At 34.9% G+C, this 15730-nt stretch carries 15 protein-coding genes; 11 read left to right on the top strand and 4 right to left on the bottom strand.

The window, feature by feature from the left end; translation table 11 throughout:
• Positions 1 to 147: 147 nt before the first annotated feature.
• Entirely contained in the window at positions 148 to 2370 is a 2223-nt protein-coding gene (locus tag LUA90_RS07790) for a transglycosylase domain-containing protein (RefSeq protein ID WP_231459026.1), read from the bottom strand.
• 70 nt (positions 2371 to 2440) lie between these two features.
• Positions 2441 to 5110 carry a gliding motility protein gene (locus tag LUA90_RS07795; protein WP_231459027.1) on the bottom strand — a complete coding sequence of 890 codons (2670 nt, stop codon included), beginning with the start codon at positions 5108 to 5110 and terminating at the stop codon, positions 2441 to 2443.
• Between the two features lie 214 nt (positions 5111 to 5324).
• Here LUA90_RS07795 and LUA90_RS07800 point away from each other — a divergent pair, with 214 nt between their 5' ends.
• From LUA90_RS07800 to atpG, 8 genes are all read left to right on the top strand, one after another.
• A complete protein-coding gene (locus tag LUA90_RS07800) occupies positions 5325 to 5549 on the top strand; it encodes an AtpZ/AtpI family protein (protein ID WP_231459028.1) in 225 nt (74 codons plus the stop codon).
• 145 nt (positions 5550 to 5694) lie between these two features.
• Entirely contained in the window at positions 5695 to 6123 is a 429-nt protein-coding gene (locus tag LUA90_RS07805) for a hypothetical protein (RefSeq protein WP_231459029.1), read from the top strand.
• A 14-nt stretch (positions 6124 to 6137) separates the two neighbouring features.
• Positions 6138 to 7337: a F0F1 ATP synthase subunit A gene (gene atpB / locus LUA90_RS07810; RefSeq protein ID WP_231459030.1), complete on the top strand. Its 1200-nt coding sequence runs from the start codon at positions 6138 to 6140 to the stop codon at positions 7335 to 7337.
• 37 nt (positions 7338 to 7374) lie between these two features.
• Positions 7375 to 7581 (top strand): ATP synthase F0 subunit C, encoded by a 207-nt coding sequence (gene atpE / locus LUA90_RS07815; RefSeq protein ID WP_010601523.1) that lies wholly within the window; start codon positions 7375 to 7377, stop codon positions 7579 to 7581.
• A gap of 89 nt (positions 7582 to 7670) precedes the next feature.
• Complete coding sequence (locus tag LUA90_RS07820) at positions 7671 to 8165, top strand: F0F1 ATP synthase subunit B (protein ID WP_231459031.1); 495 nt, start codon at positions 7671 to 7673, stop codon at positions 8163 to 8165.
• Positions 8166 to 8266: 101 nt separating this feature from the next.
• A complete protein-coding gene (atpH, locus tag LUA90_RS07825; RefSeq protein ID WP_231459032.1) occupies positions 8267 to 8806 on the top strand; it encodes an ATP synthase F1 subunit delta in 540 nt (179 codons plus the stop codon).
• Between the two features lie 291 nt (positions 8807 to 9097).
• Positions 9098 to 10672, top strand: coding sequence for a F0F1 ATP synthase subunit alpha (atpA, locus tag LUA90_RS07830; protein ID WP_231459033.1), 1575 nt, complete (start codon positions 9098 to 9100; stop codon positions 10670 to 10672).
• 80 nt (positions 10673 to 10752) lie between these two features.
• Entirely contained in the window at positions 10753 to 11640 is an 888-nt protein-coding gene (gene atpG / locus LUA90_RS07835) for an ATP synthase F1 subunit gamma (RefSeq protein ID WP_231459034.1), read from the top strand.
• Positions 11641 to 11720: 80 nt separating this feature from the next.
• Here atpG and LUA90_RS07840 read toward each other — a convergent pair whose 3' ends face one another.
• Positions 11721 to 12350, bottom strand: a complete 630-nt coding sequence (locus LUA90_RS07840; RefSeq protein ID WP_231490689.1) for a PKD domain-containing protein — start codon at positions 12348 to 12350, stop codon at positions 11721 to 11723.
• A 165-nt stretch (positions 12351 to 12515) separates the two neighbouring features.
• Between LUA90_RS07840 and LUA90_RS07845 the strand changes: the two genes are divergently transcribed.
• The 3 genes from LUA90_RS07845 to LUA90_RS07855 all read left to right on the top strand — a co-directional run bounded on the left by LUA90_RS07845 (position 12516) and on the right by LUA90_RS07855 (position 14866).
• On the top strand, positions 12516 to 13280 hold the full coding sequence (locus tag LUA90_RS07845) for a 5'-nucleotidase, lipoprotein e(P4) family (protein ID WP_231490690.1): 765 nt from the start codon (positions 12516 to 12518) through the stop codon (positions 13278 to 13280).
• A gap of 57 nt (positions 13281 to 13337) precedes the next feature.
• Entirely contained in the window at positions 13338 to 13556 is a 219-nt protein-coding gene (locus LUA90_RS07850; protein WP_231459037.1) for a hypothetical protein, read from the top strand.
• A 461-nt stretch (positions 13557 to 14017) separates the two neighbouring features.
• Entirely contained in the window at positions 14018 to 14866 is an 849-nt protein-coding gene (locus tag LUA90_RS07855) for a DUF4349 domain-containing protein (protein ID WP_231459038.1), read from the top strand.
• Between the two features lie 149 nt (positions 14867 to 15015).
• Here LUA90_RS07855 and ruvC read toward each other — a convergent pair whose 3' ends face one another.
• Positions 15016 to 15603 carry a crossover junction endodeoxyribonuclease RuvC gene (gene ruvC, locus LUA90_RS07860; RefSeq protein ID WP_231459254.1) on the bottom strand — a complete coding sequence of 196 codons (588 nt, stop codon included), beginning with the start codon at positions 15601 to 15603 and terminating at the stop codon, positions 15016 to 15018.
• Between the last annotated feature and the right edge of the window lie 127 nt (positions 15604 to 15730).

A 15730-nucleotide genomic window follows, 5' to 3' on the forward strand; every position in this document is an offset into this window, starting at 1 on the left:
CCCCCAAGCTGCGCAAGGGGTCAGGCTATTCGCTTCAAGTCCGCACCCGATAAAACCTGTGAAACAAGAAAGCAGACCTTTTAAAAATTTTAGGCAGAGCTTAAATCGGGTTTGCGGGCTTTTACGCTGCTATCCTTCACGCAAAACCTAGAAGCCTAATCTTTCGTCAAGCTCTGTAGTGCCTTCTTCTTGCTGTTGGTATTGGTTACAGTCAAACACAATGGAAACACCGGATTTCGGTGCTTCAAAATCTGCGTGGCTAATCTTCAGCTTCGGATTGGCGTAAACACGTTTAATAAAGCCTGCAAAAATTGGTAAAGCCGTATTTGCACCTTCACCAAGGTTGGTACTTATAAAGTGAAAAGCACGGTCTTCGCAACCTGTCCAAACCCCGGTAACCAATTGCGGCGTAATTGCCATAAACCAACCATCAGAGTTATTCTGCGTTGTGCCGGTTTTGCCACCTATTGGTGCATTAACGTGGTATTTGTAATTTAATCTTGACCCCGTTCCACCTGTTACTACACCTTTAAGCATTCTGGTCATCACATAGGCCACTTCTTCGCTCATAATTGGTTTAGGTATTGGTTTCTGAGAAAATAACACCACGCCATTTTTATCTTCAATTCTTAATAAATAAACTGGTTTCGTGTAAACGCCTTTATTGGCGAAAGCGCCATAAGCCCCAACCATGTTATAAATTGATGAATCAAAAGTACCCAAAGCAATTGAGGGATAAGCCGGAACATCTGGAATACCCATTTTAGTGGCTAAAGTTGATACCGCAACCGGCCCAACCTGCTTCATTAAATATGCCGTAACATAATTCTGAGAAAAGGCCAGTGCTTTTTGTAATGTTATAGAACCCGCTAAAGGTTTTCCTGAAGATTTTGGTGTCCATGGGTCGCCATAACCATCAATAGTAACCGGAACATTTGGAACGGTTAAGCATGGTGAAAAACCATTTTCAACGGCTACAGCATAAGTAAATGGTTTAGCTGTTGAACCAACTTGTCTGGTTCCCATTTTTACCTGGTCATATTTAAAATGCTCATAGTTTATACCGCCAACCCAGGCTTTTACATATCCTGTTGATGGGTCCATACTCATCATCGCATTGCGCAAAAGCATTTTATAATAACGAACAGAATCTATAGGCTTCATAGTAGTATCAACATTACCTTTCCAGGTGAAAATGGTTAATTCTGTAGGTGTGTTAAATTCTGTTTTAATTTCTTCATCGGTTTTACCATCAAGTTTGGCAGCCTTATAACGGTCAGAACGTTTAATGCCCTGTTCAATTTGTAAGGCTTTGTCTTTAAAAGGATTTCTTCCTTTCCAGCTGTTAATAAACTGTGCCTGAAGCGTTTTCATGTATTCTCTTTGAGCAGCTTCGGCATATTCCTGCATATCGTAGTTTAATGTTGTGTAGATTTTCAATCCATCACGGTCTAAATCATACGATGAACCATCAGGTTTAGTGATACCTTGTTCCTCGAAAATATTTTTAATATCTGCTTTAAGTACCGATCTAAAATATGGCGCAATACCATCATTAACAGTTGCAGCATTAAAACGTAAACCAAGTGGTTTTTCTTTCTCGATATCAAACTGGGTTTGAGTCATATAATCAGACTTCACCATCATGGCCATTACTGTATTTCTACGACCTCTTGATCGCTCCGGATTGCGGGTAGGAGAATACATGGTAATACCTTTCTGCATACCAACTAATGTTGCTGCTTCGGTAATGCTTAATTTATCTGGTGTTGTATTAAAGTAAACTCTCGCTGCCGACTTAATACCATAAGCCTGGTTGCCAAAATCTACTGTATTTAAGTACATGGTAATAATCTCTTCTTTGGTGTAGTTGCGCTCTAACTTAACCGCCACAACCCATTCTTTAAATTTTTGCATTACCCTTTTAAAGAAATTTCTTTCCCTGCCTTCCTCAGAAAATAAATTTAAGGCCAGCTGCTGCGTAATTGTACTGCCGCCTTGCTTTTTACCAATTAAATTGTAGCCTATTATGGTAAATGTTCTTTGAAAATCTATACCTGAGTGATCTTTAAAACGAGTATCTTCTGTTGCAATTAAGCTATTAATTACATTCGGGGAAATATCTTTATAGCTAACATTTGAGCGGTTTTGAACAAAATATGTTCCTAAAGGTCTGCCATCATCTGCAATAATTTCTGAGGCCTGATTGCTTTTTGGGTGTTCAATATCTCTAAATGAAGGCAAAGTTCCGAAAAGACCGAAGCCAAGCATAGAGATAAAGATGGCAAAGATTGCAATTCCACCAATTACAATTTTCCATATCCTTAAATTATACCTTTTAATATCAGCTTCTGAAATAGATTTTTTCATTCGTGTAATGTTGTTTTTGTTGTTCTGAACCTTTAAACATTAAAGAAATTAACGTTTATTAATTCATGCACTAATAATTGTTTTTGTAAAACTCAATATATTCGTCAATACTATTCTTACTTGTGAGTTTATCGAAATTCTCTTTACTTATAATAAAGCTTCTGTATTTTGTAACTGGCACTTTCATTATATTTTTCAACTGCCCTTTTATACTTTCTTCATAAATCTTGGCATCTTCCATATCTACAAAGCTTGTTACGTAAATTAGTTGGTTCTCATCTAACTCCACCAATTTATGGGCCAAATCATTATCCGGGTAATTACCTCTGTTAAATTGGCCAATTCCAAATCTGGAAGAGCTCAAAGTTAAGGATGCATCCGAAACATCTATCACATAATAATAAGTATTTGATGTAGCAACACTAAAAATGCTGCTTGGTTTGTTTTCTGCAGGTTTATTTGCCGCAACCGCTTCAGGCTGTTTTACCGTTATTGGAGCTGGTTTATTATCTGCTGCAGCATTAATGTTTTCTATTGGTTTAGGCTTGCTTTCTGCATTTGGCGCTTGTGTAACAAAGCGAGGTTCATTAGAGTCGAAATCTACCAATGCCACCGGACGCAGTTTAAAAGCTTCAATATTTGCCTCAATATATTTTAAATGATCCCTAACCAACGGCACAATGATTAAATCATTAGGATATAATGCAGTAATCGAATTAAATTCATTTAATAAAGCATCCACTTTCGATGTTCTGCCAACTGCAATTGCTTTTAAATAGGCATATTGTGGTGCTAAGCCACTATTGGGATAAGCAAGAAGATTTTCATTTACCTGTTTAATCACATTGCTGTAATCTTTTCGGGCATAATTTTCAAAAACATTATTGTACTGTTCATTAATGGTGTTTTCTAACTGATCTTGTTTTGAAGAATAGGCAGGATCGATAATTATTTTTGCAAAATTTGATTGAGGAAATTTACTCAGCACCTGTTGCTTATAATCGTTCGACTTAGCTGGATCTGAATCTTTATAATTTAAGTATAAACTGTAGTAAATAGCATCCAAATGATTGTTTTCTGGATATCTCTTCAGTAATTCAAGGTAAATCTTATTGGCTTCTGCTACATCATTCAACTCTTGTTGATAAAAACTAGCTATCTCGAAATAGGCATCGATGATTTTTTGATTCGATGCTTGTAAAAGTTGAGGTGTTAAGGGTAAATTATCTAAAAATTTTTTCTCAATTGAAGTTTGAGAATTATCTGTCTGCGCATTTTGTACTAAAGATGGATTATTTCCTAATGCCACATTTCCACCGGCTAAAATCTGGTTATTATCCTGAGCAGAAGAACGCACGCTTTGTCGCCAGTTATCTTCTAATTGTCGGTTACCCCAGCGCTTTTTAAAATCAGCAAAGCCATTACTTATTGCTGTACTATTATTAAAGTAAAAAGTATTGCCCGCACCATTTGATAAATTTGAATTTAACGATTGATTAGGCATAGCAATATTGTTTAGGAGTTCATTGCCTGTAGAGCTTACTGGTATAGAAACATCTACCTTTGGACGTAAATAATCTTGTACCTTAGCAGCACGCTCAGCTTCGGGCAAACGAGCTATGAATTGAGCTGTATCTTCTTTAGAAATTAGGTTAAATCTATCTGCTAAATACTGTAAGTTATTTGCTTTTTTAACGATGTTATCGTAATCAGAGAAACTTTTTGGCAAAATAGTTACCGCACTATCATAATATAATTTTGCTCTGATGTAATTTTTAAACTCTTTAAAATTTAAATCTGCAACTCTTAAGTAAGATAAAGCTTTTTGATTCTGGTTTTTAGTGCTTTTCTGTATCGATTTTTGGTAATTTTCTTCCGCTTTCAAATAATTACCTTCGGTTGAGAAAAGTTCGCCAACCTGATAATAGATTTGATCTGTATAATCGAAGTTTTTATCATCCTTTAATAAAGTTAGCAAGGCTTGCTCCTCATTAATTTTATAGCCACTTATTATTGCCCTAAGTTTAATGCGATTTAAATTTGCGTGGAAATACATCTCGAAAGGCGCATTGCTGTTTTCTACTTTTGTAAAATTGATAAAAGCATTTTGATAGTCTTTTTCCTTCTCCTGTAGCTGTGCAAGAATGTATTGCCATCTAATCCTAAGCTGCTTTTCATCAGCAAGCCTGATTGCATTTTCTAAAAGTAAAATAGCTTCTTTGTTTCTTTTTTGATAAATGCGCATTTGTGCTGTTGTAGCCAATGGCTCGGCGATGTCTTTTTTCAAATTATCTGCAGAGCGAAGCATGGTGTCTAAAATTTTATCGGCGAAAGCCATGTTATTTAACTGCATCTGGCTTCTTGCCTTCCAGTTCATAGCCATTACAAAAGCTTTCAAATTACTATTGTAGGTTTTTGCTACGTAATCAAAATATTCTGATGAAATAAAATAATTCCCTTTCAGGTAATTGGCACGGCCAAGTAACATGTATGCATCGTCGATATAATTACTAAAGCTTTTCTCATTAATAATTGCCTGTCCTTTAAAAATAACTTCATCTAATTGTTTATTCTCCATTCCTGGAGTTAAAACCAGATTTACCTGAGGCTCGGGATCTAAATAAACAGGAAGAATTTGCTCGTAATTATCTGCATAACTTTGTAATAAGCTTTCGTTATACTCAGTTAGTAAAACATTTGAATTATATATATAGTTATATCTTGCCGTAAGGTTTTGCATCTTACGATCTAGGCCTGTATTCTTATTGGCTACACAACCAAAGACGAATAATAAGCTTATGAATAAAAGGATGGGAGATAAAGTTTTTAAGGTATATTTTTTCAAGTATTATTGATTGCTTTTTTAATATATACAATAACAAAATGTAAGTAAAATTATTTTACTTAGCAATAGATTTAATTACTCAAAGTTAATTATTTATTATATTAAACCGATGGATAAACCTAAAGACGAGAATAACGGAAAGAAGTATAGCGGGATGGCAAAATATTCTGCCATTGGTTTTCAAATGATTGCAACAATTGGCTTATTAACCTTTATTGGTTATAAAATTGATGAATATCAGAAAAATGAATCAAATATTATTACTGCAATCTTTGCTTTAGTTGGGGTTATTTTAGGTTTATATCAGGCCATAAAACAAGTTACAAAGCCATAATTTATCTTCTTTAATACTGATTCTGCGTAATCAACCATCTCAAATTGTCAGGATTACCTGATATTCTTAACTATATATCCACTCATTTTCGTTTCTTTTTTGAATGTTTACATAATGTAGCGACTTGGTTTTAAAAATCTTATCTTTGCAGAAGTTTAATAATCAAGAAAATATCTATCAGAAATTGACCCTAACCAAATTTACCAGTTATTATTTTATTCTTGTTGGCTTACTAATTGGTTTTGCTGTTGCCTTACCATTAGTTTTTCCCGGACTGCAAATTCTGGTTGGTAGCTTTTGGCTAATTTTTGGCTTCATTGCAGGCATTACATACATCGCATATTTTTTAGCATACGTAGGTATAAACAGAAATCCCGAAGCGGGAGTAATGGCAATTTTAGGCTCTGTTATTTTGAAGATGATTTTTTGTATGGCTTTTGTGCTGATTTACAGTATAAATACAAAGGAAAACGGGCTTCTCTTTGTTGTTAATTTTTTTTCTGTTTATTTATTGTTTACAGCCTTTGAAATGTACTGTTTGTTACGTAACTTGCGCCACCAAAATTTAAAGTAAAAAACTGCCAATAAATGGATTTTAACCAAGTTTTTATGTCGAAAGTTGTTAAGGTAATTGTTGTTTTTACGCTTTTAACGGCGTTTTTATCTATCAAAAATAATACTTTCGCTCAAGTTGATAGTGTAGCTTCTTTACCTGTAGATACTGCTGTAGCACCTACTCAAGAAGCTGGCGCTGTTGTAAATCACAGCGAAGCGCATGAAGAAAAAGAAAAAGGTTTTGATATCACTTCTTTCATTTTTCACCACATTAGCGATAGCCACTATTTTACACTTTTTGGTCACGGAGACCATGGTTTCCATTTACATTTACCAATTATTCTTTGGACAAACAGCGGTTTAGTAACTTTTAGTTCATCAGATTTCAAATTTAATGATGATGGCACTCAGGTTGTTGAAAAAAATGGACAACGTTTTGCAATGGCACATAATAAAATTTATTATGCCAATGCAACTGCAAATGAACATGGCGCTTTTGTTTCTCACGAAGTTAAAGATGGCGCTGAAGTTGTAACCAATGCTCGTCCGCTGGATTTTTCTATTACTAAAAACGTTTTCAGTATGCTTTTATCAGTAATAATATTGGTAATTGTGTTTACAATAGTTGCTTCATCATACAAAAAAAGACAAGGCAAATCTCCAAAAGGTATGCAGTCTTTCTTAGAGCCAATCATTTTATTTGTTCGTGATGATATTGCCAGACCAAACTTAGGTCATAAGTATGCAGCTTTCATGCCTTACTTACTATCTGTGTTTTTCTTTATCTGGTTAAACAACATTTTAGGTTTAGTTCCTTTCTTCCCGGGAGGCGCTAACGTAACAGGTAATATTGCTTTAACGGTTGTTTTAGCTGCCTGTACATTTTTAATCATCACTTTTAAAGGTAACAAATACTATTGGGGGCACATCCTTAATCCTCCTGTGCCTTGGTGGCTAAAGCCATTAATGATTCCTGTTGAGATTTTTGGTATTTTCACAAAGCCAATCGCTCTTGCAATCAGGTTATTTGCAAACATTACTGCTGGTCACATCTTGGTAATGTCTTTATTATGCTTAATTTTTATTTTTAACTCGCTTTGGATTGCTCCGGCTTCAATTTTCTTTGCTGTATTTATCGGCTTAATTGAATTTTTGGTTGCGTTTATCCAGGCGTTTATATTTACCATTCTTTCGGCCTTATTTATTGGTATGGCTGTAGAAGAACACCATTAAGAACATTATTGTTAAATTAATATAAATAAATCAGAAAATGACTGGAACATTAGCTGCAATCGGCGCAGGCTTAGCTGCAATAGGCGCTGGATTAGGTATCGGTAAAATTGGTGGATCTGCAATGGAATCTATTGCTCGTCAACCAGAAGCCGCTTCAAAAATTCAAACTGCTATGCTTATCGCTGCAGCCTTTATCGAGGCGGTTGCTTTATTCGCAGTAGTAGTTTCTTTGATTGCAAAATAATCAAAGAAAAACTCTACAAGAACCTTTTCGGGATTGCCGCGAAGGTTCTTGTTTAAATTACGTTGTTAAAAGAATATTAATTATATAAGATGGATTTATTAGTTCCTGAAATTGGCTTGTTGGTATGGAATACCATTGCATTTTTACTATTGGTTTTTCTATTAGGTAAGTTTGCCTGGAAACCGATTATGAATGCTATCCACGAGCGTGAGCAAAGTATTGATGATGCTTTGAACAAAGCTGAGTTAGCAAAACAAGAGATGGCTCGTTTAACAAGTCAGAATCAAGATTTAATGCAACAAGCACGTGCTGAACGCGATGAAATTTTGAAAGAAGCTAAAACATTAAAAGACAGCATTTTAAACGAGGCTAAAAAACAAGCTCAGGTTGAAGGTGCTAAACTGATTGAAAAAGCTAAAATCGAAATCGAAAACCAAAAGAAAGTTGCTTTAGCTGAAGTTAAAGGTCAGGTTTCTACATTATCGTTAGAAATTGCGGAACGTGTTTTACGTAATCAATTAGATGATAAAGCTAAACAAGAAGTTTTAGTAGCCGACTTGTTAAAAGGCGTTGAATTAAACTAGGTTATAAGTATTACGTTTTAAGTTTTAAGTATTGGGCTATAGTTTAGGGTTAACCGCAATTATAACTTACAACTTATCACTTACAACTTACAACTCAAAATATGTCAGAAATTAAAGTTGCAAGCAGGTATGCCAAATCATTAATAGATTTAGCCGTTGAAAACAACGCTTTAGAATCTACTTTTAATGATATGGTTTTATTTGAAAAGGCAGTTGATGAAACTCCTGAACTAGAAGCGATATTAAAAAACCCAATTGTACCTTTAGATAAAAAGACTGGTATTTTAAATGGTATTTTTGCTGATAAAGTAAGTAAGTTAACGATTGCTTATTTTAAAATTGTGGTAAGTAAAGGTCGTTCGGCTATATTATTTGCTACTGCAAAACAATTTGTGGAGCAGTATAATAAAATTAATGGTATTGTTACTGCTGATGTAATTTCTGCAACGGTTTTAAGTGCTACAGCCAAAGAGGAAGTTATTGCCATTGTTAAAAAAGAATTAGGCGCTAAACAAGTTATTATTAACGAAAAAGTTGATGAGAAACTTATTGGTGGCTTTATTTTAAAAGTTGGTGATAAACAATTTGATGCAAGTATTGCCAGCGGATTGAATAAGCTTAAAAAAGAATTTGCTGTTTAGTTAGTATTGAGATTTGAGTATTGAGTATTGAGATTTGAGTATTGAGTATTGAGATTTGAGATTTGTGAATTGAGATTTGAAAATTGAGGGATACTGAAAAAACAAAAGAACTACAGCATAAAATAATATAAACCCGATTGACAGCGGAAATACTTTTGCAAACCTTATAGCTTAAATATTAAGGTGCAAAATAAACCTATAAGGTTTTAGTAAAAGATTGAAGCAGAAAGCGGGACTAGAATAACAAAAGAACTACAAGATTTACATTTACAAAAAGATATAATTAAAATTATGGTAGAGGTAAGACCAGACGAAGTATCGGCAATTATTAGACAACAATTGGCTGGCTTTAAATCAGAAACCGAACTGGAAGAAGTTGGTACCGTGTTGCAAGTAGGCGACGGTATTGCCCGTGTTTACGGTTTAACTAAAGTTCAATCGGGTGAGTTGGTTGAATTTGCAAACGGCCTGCAAGGCATTGTATTAAACCTTGAAGAAGATAACGTTGGTGTGGTACTTTTGGGTGCTTCTGACGAGATTAAAGAAGGTGATACAATTAAACGTACTAAGAAAATTGCCTCTATTAAAGTTGGTGAAGGTATGCTTGGCCGCGTGGTTAACACTTTAGGTGAGCCATTAGATGGTAAAGGACCAATTTTAGGCGACACTTACGAAATGCCATTAGAGCGTAAAGCTCCAGGTGTGGTTTTCCGTCAGCCGGTAAATGAGCCTTTACAAACTGGTATTAAAGCAATCGATGCAATGATTCCAATTGGTCGTGGTCAACGTGAGTTGGTTATTGGCGACCGTCAGATTGGTAAAACTGCAGTTTGTATCGATACCATTATCAACCAAAAAGAATTTTACGAAGCAGGCCAACCTGTGTATTGTATTTATGTAGCGATTGGTCAGAAAAACTCTACCGTTGCTAACATTGTACGTACTTTAGAGGAAAACGGCGCTTTACCATATACAGTTGTTGTTGCTGCTTCGGCTGCAGACCCTGCTCCAATGCAGTTCTACGCTCCGTTTGCTGGTGCTGCAATTGGTGAGTTTTTCCGTGATACTGGTAGACCGGCTTTAATTGTTTATGATGATTTATCTAAACAAGCTGTGGCTTACCGTGAGGTATCATTATTATTAAAACGTCCTCCAGGTCGTGAGGCTTATCCAGGAGACGTTTTCTACTTACACAGTCGTTTATTAGAAAGAGCCGCAAAAATTAACGCAAATGATGATATTGCACAAGCAATGAATGATTTGCCAGAATCTATTAAACATCTTGTAAAAGGTGGTGGTTCATTAACAGCGCTTCCAATTATCGAAACACAAGCTGGTGACGTATCGGCGTATATTCCAACTAACGTAATTTCGATTACTGATGGGCAGATTTTCCTGGAGTCGAATTTATTTAACTCAGGTATTCGTCCGGCTATTAACGTAGGTATTTCGGTATCACGTGTAGGTGGTAATGCTCAAATTAAATCGATGAAGAAAGTTGCTGGTACTTTGAAATTAGACCAGGCACAATACCGTGAGTTAGAGGCTTTCTCTAAATTCGGTTCTGATTTAGATGCTGCAACTAAATCTGTTTTAGATAAAGGTGCACGTAACGTACAAATGTTAAAACAAGCGCAATTTTCGCCATTAAGTGTTGAGAAACAAGTTGCAATTGTTTACGTGGGTACTAAAAACCTAATGCGTACTGTGCCGGTTGAGAAAGTAAAAGAATTTGAAACTGAATATTTAACACAATTAGAAATGCGTCATCCTGAAACTTTAGCGGCATTAAAAGCTGGTAAATTTGATGATAACATTACTGGTGTTTTAGATACAGTAGCAAAAGAAATTTCAAGTAAATACTAAGAATGTTATAGGTTTTAAGTTATAGGTTTTAAGTTTTACACTTACAACTTATAACTTAGTACTTACAACCAAAAATAAGAATGGCTAATTTAAAAGAAGTAAGAAACCGAATTGCATCGGTACAATCAACACAGCAGATTACCAAAGCTATGAAAATGGTTTCGGCGGCTAAGTTGAAACGTGCTACTAATGCAATTATCGCTTTACGTCCTTATGCAACTAAACTGAAAGAAATTTTAGAAAATCTTTCTGCAAGTTTAGAAGGTTCTTCATCGCCTTTTATTCAAGAGCGTGAACCTAATAAGGTTTTAATTGTTACTGTTTCATCAAACCGTGGTTTGGCCGGAGCTTTTAACATGAACGTAATTAAAGCGGCCAACAATTTAATTGCTGAAAAATATAGCAAGCAGTTACAAAATGGTAACGTTAGCATTATTTCTATCGGTAAAAAAACACAAGATTTTTACGAGAAACGCAAATACAATGTTATTGGCAACAATAACGAAATATATTCTGCCTTAACTTTCGAAAACGTAACTAAAGTTACTGATGCGATTATGGCTGGTTTTGAAAAGGGCGATTTTGACAAAGTAGAACTTGTATATAACCGTTTCAGAAATGCAGCGATACAATATATTACTACTGAACAATTACTACCACTTCAAAAAGCAGAAGAGCCTACAAAAGCTGAAGTTAAAGCAACAAATGTTGAATATATTTTAGAGCCTTCGAAAGAAGAAATTGTAGAGCAATTAATTCCAAAGTCAATTAAAATTCAGTTATACAAAGCGGTGTTAGATTCTCACGCATCTGAGCATGGCGCACGTATGACATCGATGGATAAAGCAACTGAAAACGCTGGTGAGTTATTAAAAGCCTTAAAACTTTCTTATAACCAAGCTCGTCAGGCAGCAATTACAACTGAGTTAACAGAGATTGTAAGTGGTGCAGCAGCATTGAACGGATAAACGACATTTGTCATCCTGAGCTTGTCGAAGGATTATCAAAAAAATCCCATTTCTTAATTGAATTGGGATTTTTTGTTATGTTATAAATTTTCTAGTATAAAACTAATACCTAATTCTCCTCGTGTCCCCAGTTGCACTTTAGTTTTATTATCTACAGAAAGAATATTATGCATAGAATCTTTTTGCCAAAACATGTCGTCAAAACGGAAAGCTTTTCCTTTGGCCATACCGCTAATATTTGTAACATGCAATAAATTGCCAGTAACTTGTAGGTTTACATAAATCGTGTCAGAAATTGCGTTTGGTTTTAATATTGATTTAACTGTATTAACCGGAAGATTTACGTAAGAATTCAAATCCAAATCAAAACTGCTGTTGTTTTTAATTTGATAGCTGATGTCACCAGGAAAGACTCTGATTTTAATCTTGGTGGCTTTATCATAAACAGTTAAAGTCACTTCAAAAACTCCTGAAGTTTTATACTGATGTTTAGCTTTACTTCCTGTAGTTTCAATGGTTCCATCGCCGTAATTCCAAATGTAATTACTTCCGGCAGTCGCATCTTTTGCTTCAAGTTCAATCGATTGTGTTAAGTACAGTGATTTTTTATCAATGCTGAATTCGGTAGTACTAATTTCCGGACTTTCTTTCTTGCATGCAACAAGAAAAAAAAAGGCCATGCTAAGCCCTAATAAAGATTTAAATTTCATAATATAGATTTATTTGTGTGTGATTCAAATCTAATTAAAAAACTCAACTAACAATGTAGTCGTTTGCCGATTTTATTATTTTATTATGAATGTTACCGATTCGGTTTTATAGTAAAATCTGCCATCAATTCTATAACACTTATCTTTGCTTTATAATTTTAAACAATGAGAAAATACAGCATCATCATACTAATACTTGCTCCATTTTTTGTAAAAGCACAATTACCTGCAAGAGATTACACCAATGCCGTTTTATGGCAGCAAACCTCAGGCGAATACAAAGCACTATGTTTTCAAGCATATAACTTTGCTCGTTTGTCTTTAAAGGAAGCTTTATGGGCCGATACCAGTAAAAAACCGAAATGTGTTATTGTAGATATTGATGAAACCGTATTAGATAACTCGCCGTTTCAAGGCCATGAAATTAAAAAAGGCTTAAGTTATAATCCTGCAGATTGGACAGAATGGACAAATTTATCAAAGGCAGATACTGTTCCGGGTGCTTTGGCTTTTTTAAAGTTTGCCGTCTCTAAAAACATCGAAACTTTTTACCTCAGCAATAGAGATGAGAAAGATTACAGCGCAACCCTTAAAAATTTGCAGCAATTTGGTTTCCCTTATGCAGATGATGCACATCTGTTGGTATCGAAAGGAACATCTAACAAAGAACCCAGACGGCAGAAAATTGCCGAAACACATAATATCTTAATGCTATGCGGCGATAATTTGAGCGATTTCTCTAACATTTTCTATCGCGAAAATAAAAATACTACAGAGCAGGTTAATGCAAATCAAACCTTATTTGGTGTAAAATATATTGTGTTGCCAAACCCTATGTATGGCGATTGGGAAAAACCTTTGTACAAAGGAGATAATTTAAACGATAAAGAGAAAGCAAAACAACGTTTAGAACGATTAAAAAGTTATTAAACTTTATAAATATTCGGCAATAAGTATTACTTTTGCTGCATCATAAAAATAAATATTATGGAAAACACAGAATTAAAGCACAATACAGAAAGTATGAAAACGGCTAACCAGCCAGGAATTTATAAATTGATGATTTTTGGTGTATTGGTTTGCATGGTTGGTACTTACGCTCGTTTTGCATTCGATTCATGGGTTTTATCATTAGTATCATGGATTATCCTTTTTATTGGCGCAATCATCAGCATCAAAGGTGTATTCAAAATTTTAGACGCATAAAATATTTTCTCTTTAATATAAAAGCCAATCATGTTTTAATTATGTGATTGGCTTTTTTGTTTGTCTATTTTTTTCTTTAGTAAAGCAAGGTTCGGTTTCGTTTTTTTACCGATAGTCCTGCCATTCGCTTTACTTGCCTCTTAAAAATTCGGCTACGTGTTCGCTGCTGTCAGGTTTAGTTTACACAGGTCAAGCTTAATATTTGTGGTTTTACAGGCAGAATTCAATATTCTTGACCACAGATTTACTGATTACAGGTCATTTTATAATCTGTAAATCTGTGGCTACAATTTTAACATAGCAACAATCTATATTTATCAACTATTAATTATGAGTGGGTTACCTAAATCACTTTTTTGTATAAAGGGAAAAAGACGATTAAACTAACCAAAACGTCAAGAAAAATCTAATGGCCATTAGATAATATTTTACAATGATTATAAAATTTAAACCATCAAATCATGAAAAGGAATATTATTGCTATAGCCATAATTTTAGGCTTGTTCGGCTGCCAAAATGCTGAAAAAAATCACGAATCTGTTGCATCAACTGATGCTGTAGCGCTTGACAGTGCTTCTGTGGCGAACGCCGATAACACTGAAAAAATTGTAAAAACTGCCGACATGCGGTTTCGCGTAAAAGATGTACAAAACACTAAAGAGAAATTAAGTAAGGCAATTAAAGCCGAGGGCGGCACTGTCGCAGAGTTTTCCATTCAAAGTGTGGTGCAAGGAACCGATAAGGTAAAACAGTCTACAGATTCTTTAAAAGAAATAACTTCTTACCGTACCGAAGGTTATCTGGTTGCAAAAGTGCCATCAGATAAATTAGATGAATTTACCAATACAATTGCTAAAATGGCGGTGTTTATCGATAATCAATCGCTCAAACTAGACGACCAAAGCATTGCTTATCTGGCTAATAAATTAAAGGCTGAAAACCGGATAGAAGCAGTTAGCAGAATTAATAAACTGGCGACAAAGAAAAGCCCGAATGTAGAAACCTCATTAATGATTAAAGATGATTTAATTGATAAGAAAATCGAAAATATGTTGATTGATAGCAAAGTGAAATACAGCAATATTACACTTAATTTTTATCAGGATAATACCATTAAAACGATGATTGTAGCAAATGACAATATTTACGATTATAAGCCTGCTTTCGCTACCCGTTTATGGTTAAATATTGTAAATGGCTGGAGTATTTTTATGGAATTTATTTTAGCAATCGCTAATTTATGGATGCTGATTTTAGTAGGGGTTTTAGGAGTGGTTGTATTTAGATATTACCGAGCAAGGAGAGCTTAAGCTTTCATCGCCACGTTATGAAAAGGCACGAAGCAATCTCTTTAGTTAGAAAGATTGCTTCGTGCCTCGCAATGACGGAATCGGAAAGAAAAAAGGAATTTACATTGTTGCTAAACCATCGGTCGGTATCTCACCGACCGAAATTAATTCTATTTCTTGGCTTTCGCCACCAAACCCTTAACCTTGGTTTTGTTATCCACAACAAATGATTCCCAGCCTGAATAAGTTTTTGATTTTCCACCGGTTGTTATCTTTTGAAACGAATGGCAAACCGCAACGGCTAAACCATCAGTTGCATCCAAAAATTCTGGGGTTTCTTTAAAGTTTAATAAGCGCTGCAACATGGCGGCAACTTGTTCTTTAGTGGCATTCCCGTTTCCGGTAATCGATTGCTTTATCTTTCTGGGCGAATATTCGGTTACAGATATATTTCTTGATAAAGCTGCTGCAATAGCAGTGCCTTGTGCTCTGCCTAGCTTTAAAAGCACCTGAATGTTTTTACCATAAAACGGAGCTTCAATTGCCAAAACATCAGGATTGTATTGGTCGATGAGGACAACGGTTTTTTCAAAAATGCGTTGAAGCTTAAGAAAAGGATCGTCTAAATGAGTCATTTTTACAACACCCATACTCAGCAGTTCGGTCTTATTTCCCTTCTCCAAAATTACTCCATAACCCATTACCGCTGTACCTGGGTCGATACCCAAAATTACCCTTTCCTTTTTTTCGCTCAACATTACAGCAATATTAAGCATATTTGCAAACTAAAAAGAGCAAGTTGACCGCCACAAACAAAAAAATATTTTCAATATCCATTAAATCCATTATTGTTGTCTTGGCCTTTTGGTTTATTTACCACAAGCT

This window comes from Pedobacter sp. Leaf170 (assembly GCF_920984665.1).
Classification (GTDB): Bacteria; Bacteroidota; Bacteroidia; order Sphingobacteriales; family Sphingobacteriaceae; genus Pedobacter.